11 protein-coding genes are annotated in these 12,815 nt (G+C 40.1%); 9 read left to right on the top strand and 2 right to left on the bottom strand.

Annotation, left to right across the window (positions count from 1 at the left end; genetic code table 11):
* Window positions 1–23: 23 nt before the first annotated feature.
* Together MKY77_RS13535 and MKY77_RS13530 are read right to left on the bottom strand one after the other, a co-directional pair.
* Window positions 24–539 carry a PCYCGC motif-containing (lipo)protein gene (locus MKY77_RS13535; protein ID WP_339146399.1) on the bottom strand — a complete coding sequence of 172 codons (516 nt, stop codon included), beginning with the start codon at window positions 537–539 and terminating at the stop codon, window positions 24–26.
* A 145-nt stretch (window positions 540–684) separates the two neighbouring features.
* Window positions 685–948, bottom strand: a complete 264-nt coding sequence (locus tag MKY77_RS13530) for a hypothetical protein (protein WP_237662513.1) — start codon at window positions 946–948, stop codon at window positions 685–687.
* Window positions 949–1,075: 127 nt separating this feature from the next.
* Between MKY77_RS13530 and MKY77_RS13525 the strand changes: the two genes are divergently transcribed.
* From MKY77_RS13525 to MKY77_RS13485, 9 genes are all read left to right on the top strand, one after another.
* Window positions 1,076–2,062: a nucleoside hydrolase gene (locus MKY77_RS13525; RefSeq protein ID WP_339146398.1), complete on the top strand. Its 987-nt coding sequence runs from the start codon at window positions 1,076–1,078 to the stop codon at window positions 2,060–2,062.
* A 66-nt stretch (window positions 2,063–2,128) separates the two neighbouring features.
* The gene (locus MKY77_RS13520) at window positions 2,129–3,628 is read left to right on the top strand and encodes a spore germination protein (RefSeq protein WP_342515357.1); all 1,500 of its coding nucleotides are present in this window, start codon (window positions 2,129–2,131) and stop codon (window positions 3,626–3,628) included.
* 10 nt (window positions 3,629–3,638) lie between these two features.
* Window positions 3,639–4,742: a GerAB/ArcD/ProY family transporter gene (locus MKY77_RS13515; protein ID WP_339146396.1), complete on the top strand. Its 1,104-nt coding sequence runs from the start codon at window positions 3,639–3,641 to the stop codon at window positions 4,740–4,742.
* Entirely contained in the window at window positions 4,739–5,863 is a 1,125-nt protein-coding gene (locus tag MKY77_RS13510) for a Ger(x)C family spore germination protein (RefSeq protein ID WP_339146395.1), read from the top strand. Before MKY77_RS13515 ends, MKY77_RS13510 begins: the two co-directional genes overlap by 4 nt.
* A gap of 113 nt (window positions 5,864–5,976) precedes the next feature.
* Complete coding sequence (locus MKY77_RS13505) at window positions 5,977–8,421, top strand: hypothetical protein (RefSeq protein ID WP_339146394.1); 2,445 nt, start codon at window positions 5,977–5,979, stop codon at window positions 8,419–8,421.
* Window positions 8,418–9,350, top strand: a complete 933-nt coding sequence (locus MKY77_RS13500) for an ABC transporter ATP-binding protein (protein ID WP_339146393.1) — start codon at window positions 8,418–8,420, stop codon at window positions 9,348–9,350. The genes MKY77_RS13505 and MKY77_RS13500 overlap by 4 nt, the downstream gene beginning before the upstream one ends.
* The gene (locus MKY77_RS13495; protein ID WP_339146392.1) at window positions 9,350–10,195 is read left to right on the top strand and encodes an ABC transporter permease subunit; all 846 of its coding nucleotides are present in this window, start codon (window positions 9,350–9,352) and stop codon (window positions 10,193–10,195) included. Before MKY77_RS13500 ends, MKY77_RS13495 begins: the two co-directional genes overlap by 1 nt.
* Entirely contained in the window at window positions 10,196–11,803 is a 1,608-nt protein-coding gene (locus MKY77_RS13490; protein ID WP_342515356.1) for a hypothetical protein, read from the top strand.
* Window positions 11,804–12,811, top strand: a complete 1,008-nt coding sequence (locus MKY77_RS13485) for a MoxR family ATPase (RefSeq protein ID WP_339146390.1) — start codon at window positions 11,804–11,806, stop codon at window positions 12,809–12,811.
* Window positions 12,812–12,815: the final 4 nt, after the last annotated feature.

The raw sequence follows: 12,815 nt of genomic DNA, 5'->3' as shown, positions 1-12,815 counted from the left end.
ACTATGCATTAATATAGGTTTATTTAACTTCCTTTTGGTGGTTCGGGGGTGGGAGTCGGTGTGGAGAATCCTTCTTTATAAGCATTATCAATCATATCCCTGATCTCCTTTACACTTTTCCCTTTACTGTATTCCATTACAGAAGTTGCCGCAATTTCCAAGCATACACCACATTTGGTGCCATGATCATCCCATACTAACGAACCATCTTCTCTATTTTCATATACAAAGCAGTCATAACTGCTTTTATGGCCGGCGGATGTACCACACCCACAATAGCAAGGTATATGATCGAGTACTTCTTTATGCTTTGCCGCAGCTGTATAGATCAGTTGCATATCCTCTGGCTTGTCCGATAAGAAGGAGGGCAGTTCATCGACAGATGCTGTCTCTTCTCGGATATCCCCTTGAAAGAATGAAGGTTTTTCATGATGTTTATGTTGTTCGGCATTACTTGCATGCTTATCTTCTGTTTGTGTACTGGAGCATCCCACAGTGAATACCATGATGCAGCTTAGTGTAATTGCCAATCTTTTCATATTTAACACCTCGTTCACATAAACTGTACCTATATAATATAACATATGGATGCAAAATCGTTTTAACACTATTGTGAACAAGAATCGAAAATACACCGGTAAAGAGCCGTAACATCGACAATTTACCGGCAAGAGTGTGAAGGTCTTACCAGAATAAAAGTCCTCCTAAAACGACACCGGTGACAAATGCTAGAGGAACTGCTACTGGGTTGTATCCGTAACCACCGTAATATCTACCACCCCAATATCCCATTCCAAATCCACCAAACCTATTTCTCCCTGTTGGTTGGATGTAAACATGACTAGGTGATACTCTTACGATTCTCCCGTGATGAGAAGCGCCGTCCCGACATCTGACTGTTACCATTTGTCCCTGATAGCGGCAACATTGATGATAAATTTGTGACATATTTCCTTCCTCCTATCCTATTAATCAATATTAGACTATTCGTTTGTTTACGTACTTGCCTGTATGTTTGTCTTGGTTTGTCTAACGTGAATCAAAAATTGTAGTACGGAAAGAAGGTTGGATGTAAATGACTAGAAAAATCCTTTTGTTTGCTGACTTCGGGATAGACGATATAATGGCTATCATTTATGCGTACAATGAAAAGAATGTGGATATTGTTGGAGTTGTCGCAGAATATGGAAATGTAGATAAAAGAACCGCGATAAGGAATGCCCGTTATATTCAGAGAAATACAGGAAGGTATGATATTCCACTTATTGGTGGAGCGGAAAGGTCTATGATAGGTGATCCGCCAATCTATTATCCTGAGGTTCATGGGCCGGAAGGGTTTGGGGGCTATGTACTAGCGGAGGACTTTGAAGAGGCGGATAATGTCTTTGAAAACTTCCATCAGATCTATGACCTTATAGAAAAATATGAAGGTGAAATAACTATTGTATGTGTAGGTAGATTGACATCACTGGCAACCTCCTTCATCCTCTATCCTGAGACGGTTGCAAAGGTAAAAGAGATTTTCGTCATGGGTGGTACGTTCAATTTTCCAGGGAACGTAACACCAGTTGCAGAAGCGAACATTTTTGGGGACCCGTATGCGGCAAATATTGTGTTCAATTATGCACAAAAACTGACTATCTTTCCTCTAAATGTAACACAGCAAGCTATTTTAACAACAGACATGGTTAATTATATCGATAAAATTAATAGAGAAAAAAATAATCCCTTAGGAATGATCATCAAACCGATGATGGATTATTATTGGCAATTTTATAAATCGCAGATACCGACCATACCAGGAGCGCCATTACATGATGTGGTAACTCTATGGGGAGTATTTAATGAGGAAGAAATACAGTATGAAATAAAACCGGTAAGAATTGTAACTTCGGGTGGTGCTGCATTCGGTCAAACCATCGGAGATTTTCGGAATTTTGTACAATTGGCGGAGTATCCAATCCATAGAATAGCCATGAAATTCAACTACACTGCATTTATTAACCGTGTCATGGAAGTGTTGACCGAGGAACTTGTCAAAAACAATAATCAGAACTTATAGAGAAGGGCTTTAATTTTGCTTCACAACCATTCATAAAATACGTAAGATTGGTCACCCTACTACTTAATGGCGGAAAATGGAAGGGTGTTGGTGGTGAAGGAAAAAAGTCTTTCCACCTATAATATAGAAGAGCTTAAAGACTACCTTATTAAAACCTTCCAGAATAGTCCAGATCTTCACTTTTACGAATTGAAGAGAAAGGAGTCTCCTTTTCTTTTTATTTACTTGAAGAACCTCGTGGACTTCCAAACATTGAATACTTCCATTTTATCTGCATTTCTCGAGTATCCTGAAGAGGAAATCATACTACTGGATGAATTTATTTATAAACTACCTTCTACACAATCGGTTTTGACGAATGAAAAAAGTGAAATAGTAAATAACCTCCTAGATGGCCATTTGTTTATATTCAGCCCAGGTGCCGAAAAGGGCATTCTAATAGATGTGGCAAAGAAAGTGGAACGGAGCCTCGAAAAGGCGGAAACAGAATCGCTTGTCTTCGGACCGAAGATTTCTTTTACAGAATCCCTTAGTACTAATATAAGTATCATAAGGCAAAATATCTTATCAGAGGATCTTTGCACAGACAAGCTGGGTGTCGGCAAAAGAAATGAAACCGAGATTAGGGTTGTCTACTTGAAAGAAATGGCAGACAAGGAAATAGTCCAATCAATCAAGGAAAAGATTAATTCTCTTGAGGTGGACGATATCTTGGATACTTCTGTATTGGCGCAACTGATAGAAGATAACAGCTATTCTATCTTTCCTCAATTTGTTCAAACAGAACTCCCAGATAGGGTGACCTACAGTGTGGAAAGGGGAATGGTTGCCGTTTTTGTAGATAGAAGCCCTATGGTTCTATTGGGACCCGCATCCCTTTTTAACTTTTTTGAATCCACAGAAGACGTTTATATGCGTTGGAATATGGGAAGCTTTATAAGATTTTTACGGTATGTAACCATGTTTCTGTCTGTTATCCTAACCCCTGCCTATGTTGCCATCATCACTTATCATTATGAGATGATACCTTCTACATTATTGGTGTCACTTGGGGAATCACGTTCAAAAGTGCCATTTACCCCCATCTTAGAAGCTTTGTTGCTTGAAGTGATGATTGAATTACTGCGCGAAGCTGGAGCAAGGCTACCTACAAAGGTCGGTCAGACAATGGGTATAGTTGGAGGTATTGTCTTGGGACAAGCTGCAGTCGAAGCAGGATTCACCAGCAATATCCTAATCATTGTCGTTGCATTAAGTGCCCTTGGTTCTTTTACGGCTCCGAGCTATCTGATGGGGACAGCAGTAAGGATTACCCGTTTTCCGATACTAATCCTTGCAGGTATCTGGGGTGGGGTTGGTATAAGTTTTGGGCTTTGTTTTCTTCTCATTCATTTAATCCGACTAACGAGTGTCGGGAAACCTTATTTGCAACCTGTCTATCCATTGGATCTTAAGAATGCTGCAAACACCATATTACGTGTGCCAGTGAACTTAATCAGGTCGAATCCTAAGAAGGAAAGCTTTTTTTTAATTAAGAAAAGCGCAACAAAAGACATAGATGAATAAGGTGGGATCCATGAAAGACCACATAAATAAAAAAATGATGTTTTCTGCTTTTTTGGTATTTTTCATTGTTCACACGAATCAGACCGGTGTGGGAATAGCGGGTGTGCAGCGTATCATTTTTATGGAATCCAAGCAGGATGCTTGGATTTCTATCCTCATTAGCTATTTTGGAATGGCACTTGTCGTTTCAGCAATGTGCTATATCTTGCATTCTTTTAATGACATGGATCTGTTTCAGATACACAATGAAATATTCGGGAAAATAATCGGAACGTTTTTAAACCTGATTATTATTGTTTATATAATCGGGGGTTTGTTGTCCATCCTTTTGAATTATACAGAAATTGTTCAAGCTTGGGTTTTTCCGGACTTGGAAACATGGGCAATCATATCACTCCTTCTGTTGATTTCCATCTATGGTGTATTTGGAGGAATTAGAACAATTGTCGGAGTAAGTTTTTTGGGTTTTTTTCTGACTATATGGCTAGTGCTCATGCTTGTGGTCCCTGTTCGGTACATGGATTGGAGCAACTTTCTTCCTGTAATGGAGGCTACACCGAACGAACTTTTAAATGGGGCATTAAAAACTTCCTTTACAGTACTTGGACTTGAAATGCTGTATTTTACCTATCCTTACATAAGAAATAAGGAGAAAGTTCAATTTTATGCTCAATTTGGGGTGTTTTTTACATTTTTGCTTCTCTTTGCCGTAACTTTTGTTGCGATTGGTTATTATAGTGGAGAGCAATTAGAGAAGACTATCTGGGCCACTTTATCATTATTTAAAATTGTGCAGTTTCCTAACTTGGAAAGATTTGAATTTCTGGCGGTTTCCTTATGGTTGGTCATTATCCTCCCCAATACATTGTTTATGTTATGGGCTGCATCAAAAGGTCTAAAGAGGATCTTTCATCTTAAACAAAAGTTTTTTGTGCTTTTCATCAGTGGTTTGGTTTTTAGCTGTAGTTTCTTCTTTAAAAAAAGAGCTAATATTAATGAACTGGTAGATATGGTGGGTTGGTATGGATTATATGCCATATTCTTATATACGCCAATTCTTTGCGTAATCGTCTTCATCAGGAACCGCCTTAAAACAAGGAGTGGGAATGCATGAAATATATTGTATGGAGTATAACCATTATCCTTCTTTGTGGATGTGCCTCACAAAAGCAATTGGAAGAATTAGGTCTTATAACTGCAGTTGGGTATGATCAAGTCGAAGATAAGTTGATGGGCTCGATTGTTTATTATGAATTTGACCCCCTCCATCCAAATAACACTAAAATGGTCACTTCTTTGGCTAATACAAGTAAAGGCATCCGCCACAAGGAGAACCTTTCGTCAAGCAGGAAGCTCGTTTCCGGTCAGTTGAGGGTGGCTATCTATGGGAGGGAACTTGCCGAAGAAGGTATCATTTCCGTCATTGATACACTTTCCCGTGACGCAGAGGTGGGAACAATGTCATATTTAGCTGTAAGCAACATACCTGCTCATGATCTTCTATCCCTTTCGCAACAGTCAAGTGATATCACAAATGCTGGTACATATCTTTATAATCTTATAGGACAAAATGTGGAGGCAGATTCTCTGATTTCGCCTACCTTACATGAATTTATGCAGTGCTATTACAGCGAGGGTCGTGATCCGGTTCTCCCATTGCTTAATTTTACGGAAGACACCATTGTAATTGATGGGATGGCACTTTTTAAGGATGACCAGGTAATAGGAGAGATAGATACAAAATCTGCATTCTATTTAAAATTACTGCTGGGCCATTTTGAGGCGGGAAGTGTAGAAATAGTACTACCAAAAGAACAGGTTGAAAAGCATATAATGAGTAAAAACAATAAGACCGAAGATGAAATATATGTTTCTTTAGACCAACTTAGAAGTAAGACACATATAAAGCTATTAGGAAAAGAAAGGCCCTCATTTAAAATAAACGCCAAAGTTGTAACGAGGATGCAAGAAATAACGGTGGATTACGACTTAGGAAACCCTGAAGCACTAAAAAAATTAGAAGAGGCAATAAGTTTGGAGATGGAGAAGAAACTCAAGGAAGTAATCATTCAAAGCAGGGATCTAGGGGCGGATCCAGTTGGCTTTGGGAATATTTATCGTGCAGAAGTAGGATATAAGGCGTTTAGTAAAAAAAAATGGAGAGATTTATATAAACAGGCTGATTATGATATAAAACTTGATGTGGAGATTCTACGAACAGGTGTAATGGACTAAAGGGAGAAAAAAGCTCCCTTTTTTTATTGCACTTGAAACTTTTTCCTGTGGGTGTACGTCTTAGATATAGTTAGATAAAAAGAGAGACAGTATACACATAGGGGGAAGAAAAAGTGAGAGCAAAGGCGATATGGAAATACTGCTTGTTGCTGGTTTGTTTGAGTCTATTCATGTTTCCGACTTTAACAGAAGCAGCAGCAAATCTAGAAGTAAAAGTAGAATATGGAGTGGACAATAAAGTCCAAATGGGGAAGGGTCATCCAATCAGAATTGAAGTGATGAACAAGGGTGACGCAATAAAAGGGGATATTGTTGTTTTTTCAAGTCCTACATATAATATGGCTGGAAGTTATGTCATTCCCATTGAATTGGAAGCAGGAGCCTCAAAAACGGTAGAGCTTTCAGTTAAAGGGACTTCCGACCATTATACTTATGGTGGTTACTCAGGTACCAGAAATAATTTTGTCAGTTTCTTTGAAGGTGGCGTAGATAAAGGCAAAGAAATCAAGCTTTCGGGTAATGCCAATTCGCAACCTAGATATATTGGTGACAACCGTGTAGTACTGGGAGTTCTGAGTAACAACCATGACGCCGTGAACTTTTTGAAACTATTTAAATATCAATCTGAAAGTATGGAGCTTTTAAACATAGATAACGAAAATATTTCAAATGAGTCATTTGGCCTTGAGATGTTTGATGTAATATTGGTACATGATTTTCCATTGTCGACTTTGACCTCTGTGCAGCAACAGGCAATAAAGGATTGGGTCCACAATGGCGGATCATTAATGTATGATACGAAAGTTGGAATAGCCCAGGATCTTGGGGAACTTCAAGATTTACTTTTGTTGGCACCTAAGAACGAAACCACCATCTCTAAATTGAACCAAGAAAGTAGTTTTCCAGATTTTTCGATTTTTACTGGGGATTTATTACAAGAAAATGCTGTGGCGATCACAAAGGATAAAGATATTCCGATTACCCTACTTTCCAAAGTGGGGACTGGAACTGTAACGCAGATAACTGGTAATTTATCTTCTCCGTTATGGGGGGAATGGCAAGAGGGTAATACATGGTGGTCAAGTGTGCTTCAGAAGGCTACGACGAAAACACCGAACTATTACAAGGCTCCTGCTATGGAGGAACTGTCGCATCAACTCAGCCCAATTGGAGAAGCGTTCCCTGGATCCATTGTTTCGGTGCCGTTGTTGATTGGTGCATTTATCATCTATCTGATTCTATTGATACCTGTTCTTTATTTTATCCTGAAAAGGACCGACAAGCGAGAGCAAGCTTGGTGGATCATTCCCGCAGCTGCCATTTTCACGAGCATTGCGATATTTGGAATCGGTGCAAAGGACAGAATTTCCGGAACACAAGTGAATGAAGCAAGTATTCTGATGCTGGATAATCAAACGGAAACTGTCAGTGGCTATGGAGTCGCTAGCATATTAACTAACAGTGGTGGCGACTATAAGATGGAAACGAACAATCACGCTACACTCTTTCCGGTGATGTATGGATATAATGATAATTTTGACATCATGAGAAAGTATGCATTTATTAATTCCACATCCAAAGGGACGAATATAACGTTCAATGATGTGGAATATTGGTCTACCCGTACAAGTCTTGGTAATGTATCAGACATGCAGGTAGGTAAAATAGAGTATGAGGTGTCCGTGAACAATGGAAAGGTATCCGGGATGGTATCTAATCAGATGAAATATGAACTTAAAGATGCGTTTCTATTATCAGGAAGAAATGCCGAACCACTTGGTGATATCAAGGCAGGAGAAACGATAAATGTTGAGTATGAATTATCAGGTGGGAATATTGCTAATGCTATAACTTCCCCTAATAATGCGTCTGCGTCAAAAGCATTTCCGAATTTCACAAGCTATTATCATCATGGTCCAGGAACGAATCAGATAGAAAAACATGAACTGGAAGAGTATAAGAGATTTCAGATGTTGGATCTTTTATTAAATCGCAAAGACATTTTTCTAATGGAAGATCAACCAATTATCGTGGGATACGTAACAGAAGGTTTGATGGAAGCGAAAGTGGATGGGAAGTCAGCAAAATCCAATGCCTCCAACCTGGTAGTGCTTCCTATTGAGATTAACAACGCCGGTGGAGGAAGCTTCAGCTTTACAGAAGAACATCTTTTACCAAGTTTAGCAGTCTCAGAAAGTGCTTCAGGCATGATTCATCACAACGGACTCGATTTCGGCGAGCCCTATGTATACTTAGCCCCGGGGACATATGATTTTACCTATAACCTGCCAGAGATGATAGATCGATCAACGGATACAATCAATGAAGTGAAAGTTAAATTACGTACTAGAAACAGCAATCAGGAGTATTATATCCTCAATCAGAAAAAGGGAGAACTGGAGCTACTGGAGAATAAAGCTTCCATAACGTTAGAGGGGAATCTTGCAGATTATATTAGCGAGCAGGGGACCTTAGTCGTGACCGTAAAAGTATTAGATAATATGGATAGCGATATTCAAGTGCCGGGAATCCAGATAGAGGGAGAGTTAAAAGAATGATAGAAACCATTAATCTTACAAAAAAATATGGGAAATTCACAGCATTGGATTCCTTGAATTTGAAGGTTGAAAAAGGAACTGTTTTTGGGTTTGTCGGTCATAATGGAGCAGGAAAATCTACTACATTCTCCATCCTGTCCACCTTGCTCGCGCCAACATCCGGTACCGCTTTTGTAAATGGGTATGATGTTACCCAAAATCCTAAGATGGTTCGTAAATTCATTGGATATATGCCAGACTTCTTCGGTGTATATGACCAATTTAAAACAGATGAATATTTGGATTTCTATGGCGCAAGCTACGGTATTCCATTACAGGAAAGACAGAAGCTAATTCCACAACTTCTGGAGCTTGTGAACCTGACAGATAAAAAAGATGCCTATGTGGATGTTTTATCAAGGGGGATGAAGCAACGCTTATGCCTAGCAAGGGCATTGATTCACGATCCGGAAGTCTTGATTCTGGATGAGCCGGCATCCGGCCTGGATCCAAGGGCAAGAATCGAAATGAGGGAAATATTAAGAGAACTGAAGAGCATGGGTAAAACGATCATGATTTCTTCTCACATACTGCCAGAACTTGCTGAGATGTGTGATGAAATTGGTGTCATCAATGGTGGGAAGCTTGTCGCTACTGGACGGGTGGAAGAAATCCATCAACAGTTGCAGGCAAATAAAGTATTAAAGGTCTTGATTCTTCAAGACCTAGAAAAAGCAATTCGTTACTTCGAGGATATACCAAGCATCTCAAATATCCAGGTTAGTGAGCAAAGAGAGAACTTGATTTCTTTCTCCTTTGAGGGGTCGGATGAAGAGCAAGTAGCTTTACTAAAGAAAGCATTGGATTCAGGGGTCATGATTTTAAGCCTTAGCCAGGAAGAATCGAACCTTGAAGACATCTTCTTAGAAATTACAAAGGGTGTGGAATAATGAAGGCGCAATTAATCAACCCCATGTTAAATAAGGAATTCAAGCTACGTTTCAGAAGTTTCAAAAGCTTTCTTGGGATTCTCTTCTACCTTGGAGTACTTGGCTTGATTGCATTGTTTTATATCTATATGGAAACCCGTTACAACACCATGGGGATGTTCCGGGCAGAAAATAGTAGAAATATGTTCATGATCTTGGCATTTGTACAGCTTGCCTTAATATTCTTTATGACCCCAGGGCTCACAGCTGGAATCATCAGTAGTGAAAGAGAAAAGCAAACCTTGAATATTTTGTTGACTACCCAGCAGACTTCCACAAGTATCATTGTAAGCAAGCTGGTCTCGTCTCTTTCATTTTTATTATTGATTGTCATCTCAAGCTTGCCATTATATAGCATTGTGTTCTTGTTTGGGGGTATCTCTCCAAAGCTTTTGCTTATGACATTTGGAGTTTATCTCCTTTCGATGGCTACACTTGGAAGTATCGGTGTTTTCTTCTCCACACTGATCAGAAAAACAATCGTTGCGATGGTATGTACGTATGGAGTAGCATTTTTTCTTGCAGCAGGTACTGCCATCATCACCATGTTCACGATAAGCTTTTCACAATACGGAGCAACTGGCCCTCAGACCAATCCAATTCCATATTTTATCGCTATGTTTAATCCATTTGGTGTCATGTTGGCCCTGTTTGAACCTGCAGCGGCAATGGAACTGAAAACTCTCACAGGGATTGAAACACACTTAGGTATTGGACTGGTTTGTACGTATATCATTATTTCCATCAGCTTAATTTTGCTTAGTATAAGAAAGTTACGCCCCAATATGAAATCACGTAAAGGGTAGATGAATATGAAAGAAAACGATCAAATTGTTAGATTTCTTCACTCCATCAGAAGGAAACTAAGGGTACAAAGGCTATCCAAACATGCGCAATACGCTTTGTTTGCATTTTGTGCGAGCTTTTTAAGCGTACTTATAGTAGCGAGGTTTGTAGTAACTCCGTATATGCTTGAAAAGGCTGTGTGGATAGGAATAGCAATGTTTATAGCCGTCATCGCACTCTATTGGAAAAACAGGCCGTCTACTTGGGATGCAGCAAGATTTTCCGATCAATACTTAGAAGAAGACAGACTCACCACCTCACTCGATTACGTAAAGGATTCTTCCTTGCTTGCACAATTACAGCGTAATGAGGCACTTAAGCATTTGAGGAAAAAGGAGCATCAAATAAAAGAAGCAAAGCTTAGACATCTTTTACCTAGACTTCTCGTACTTACATTCTTAACGACAAGTGTAGCTGTCCTGTTAATCCTGTTCCCAAATAGCAAGATGCAGGAAGCCCAAGCGGTAGAAGTGGAAAGGGAGCTTGTGGAAGAGACCTTAAAAGAAGTGAAAAAAGATACAAAGGACCTCCAGGAGAAACAGGGCTTGAAAGAAGAGCTGGAAGACCTTAAGAGGTTACAAGAGAATAAAGAGGCAGATGAATTGCTGAAGGAGCTTATGGAAAAAGAGAACAGGTTGGACGAAAAGCTGAAAGAGCTTCAAGAAAAAGAATCTGCTCTAAAAGAATTGGCAAAAGATCAACCAGAAAACTCTATGGCAAACCTTGCCTTGAAGCGTAAAAATGAAGAACTTGAAAAGCTTATGAAAGAAATGAGAAATAAAATTGGCTCATTGGCCGATGAGGAAAAAGAAGAGCTTTCTGAGCTTTCAAAAAGTCTTCTCGATCAAGAAGAAATAAATTTGAATGAAATGTCCGATGAGGAATTGGAGGCTTTACTGGAACAACTTGAGGAAATGCTTCAGGATATCGCGGCACTTTCAGATATGGAGGCATTAAAGAATGCACTCCAATCAGCTGCCACAAACCAATACGGTAAAATGTCACAGGCTGGCATGAACCCCTCTAAACTGACGTTATCTAATTCAAACGAACCTTCTTCCAATCAAACCGCCCAGGGCCAAGGTCAAGGCCAAGGTCAAGGCCAAGGTCAAGGCCAAGGTCAAGGCCAAGGTCAAGGCCAAGGTCAAGGCCAAGGTCAAGGCCAAGGCCAGGGCCAAGGTCAGGGTCAAGGCCAGGGTCAAGGTCAAGGCCAGGGTCAAGGCCAGGGTCAAGGCCAAGGTCAAGGTCAGGGCCAAGGTCAGGGCCAAGGTGGAAGCGGTCTCGGTGCAGGTGTTGGGGTAGGGGATCAGACCTTTACCGTTCCATCCAACCTTCAAAGTGACATCCGGAATGAAACGGACGGCGGCCCTACCGGGGAAGGGCAATCTGAATATGAAGATGCTCCCGACTCCCCAACACTAAGAGGGGAAGCAAGACCTTACGGAGAAGTGTTTTCTTCCTATGAAAAATCCTACAGGGAATCCTTGGATAGAATGCAATTGCCATCTCGATTAGAGAACATCGTCAAACAATATTTTAGTGAAGTGGATCCGAAGGGAGCAGATTAAGTGATCAGTTTGGAAGAGAAAGAAAAGGAACTGAAATACTATCAAGATACATTGCAAGAAGTGAAACAGGAAATCGGAAAAGTTATTGTTGGACAGGAAGGAGTGATTGAACAAGTGATTTGGGCCATGGTTTCAGACGGCCATGCATTGCTTGAAGGGATGCCTGGTGTGGGGAAAACCATGCTTATCCGCACCATATCAGAAGTTTTAAGCTTTGAATTTTCAAGGATTCAGTTTACTCCTGACTTGATGCCTTCCGATATTACCGGTACCAAAATGATTGAGATACATGATAACGGGAAGCAATCCTTCGTGTTCCATGAAGGGCCAATTTTTTCAAATATAGTTCTAGCGGATGAAATAAACCGTGCAACACCAAAAACACAGAGTTCCCTTTTAGAAGCGATGGCAGAGAAGACGGTTACCATCATGGGGGAAACGAGAAATGTTTCATCTCCATTCTTTGTACTTGCAACACAGAATCCAATTGATATGGAAGGGACCTATCCGCTTCCGGAAGCACAGATGGACCGTTTTCTGTTGAAAATTAACATGGGCTATCCGAAAAAGGAAGAATTATATGAAATTATTAAAAGAACGACTGGAACGGAAACCTATCATGTTCAAAAGCTCTTAAATACGGAGAAGATGCAAAAAATCCAATTGGCAGTAAAGGAAATTCTTGTTTCACAGGAGTTGCTAGACTATACGGTTCATCTCATCATGGCAACCCATCCAGAAGAAGAACATGCAAGTGAGCTCGTTAAGAAGTATGTCCGATACGGTGTAGGTCCACGTGGAGTCCAAAGTTTAATAAAGGTGGCAAAAGCAAGGGCATTCTGCTCAGGGCGCTTTCATGTCTCAAAAGGTGATATCAAGCATGCTGCCATACCAGTCCTTCGACACAGGCTGTTTAGGAATTTCGAAGGGGAAGCTTCTGGAATAAAGGAAGATATTATTCTAGAAGATGTGATCCAACACACTGATAAAGCGTTGAACACAAGGTAGATGC

This window comes from Sutcliffiella sp. FSL R7-0096, assembly GCF_038595065.1.
Taxonomy (GTDB): Bacteria; Bacillota; Bacilli; order Bacillales; family Bacillaceae_I; genus Sutcliffiella_A.
This window is presented reverse-complemented; position numbering and strand designations above follow the sequence as displayed.

Coding starts and splice junctions, on each gene's coding strand:
- MKY77_RS13520 (WP_342515357.1), top strand. CDS start 2,129: ATGGCGGAAAATGGAAGGGTGTTGGTGGTGAAGGAAAAAAGTCTTTCC.
- MKY77_RS13495 (WP_339146392.1), top strand. CDS start 9,350: ATGAAGGCGCAATTAATCAACCCCATGTTAAATAAGGAATTCAAGCTA.
- MKY77_RS13500 (WP_339146393.1), top strand. CDS start 8,418: ATGATAGAAACCATTAATCTTACAAAAAAATATGGGAAATTCACAGCA.
- MKY77_RS13490 (WP_342515356.1), top strand. CDS start 10,196: ATGAATATGAAAGAAAACGATCAAATTGTTAGATTTCTTCACTCCATC.
- MKY77_RS13525 (WP_339146398.1), top strand. CDS start 1,076: ATGACTAGAAAAATCCTTTTGTTTGCTGACTTCGGGATAGACGATATA.
- MKY77_RS13515 (WP_339146396.1), top strand. CDS start 3,639: ATGAAAGACCACATAAATAAAAAAATGATGTTTTCTGCTTTTTTGGTA.
- MKY77_RS13530 (WP_237662513.1), bottom strand. CDS start 948: ATGTCACAAATTTATCATCAATGTTGCCGCTATCAGGGACAAATGGTA.
- MKY77_RS13535 (WP_339146399.1), bottom strand. CDS start 539: ATGAAAAGATTGGCAATTACACTAAGCTGCATCATGGTATTCACTGTG.
- MKY77_RS13510 (WP_339146395.1), top strand. CDS start 4,739: ATGAAATATATTGTATGGAGTATAACCATTATCCTTCTTTGTGGATGT.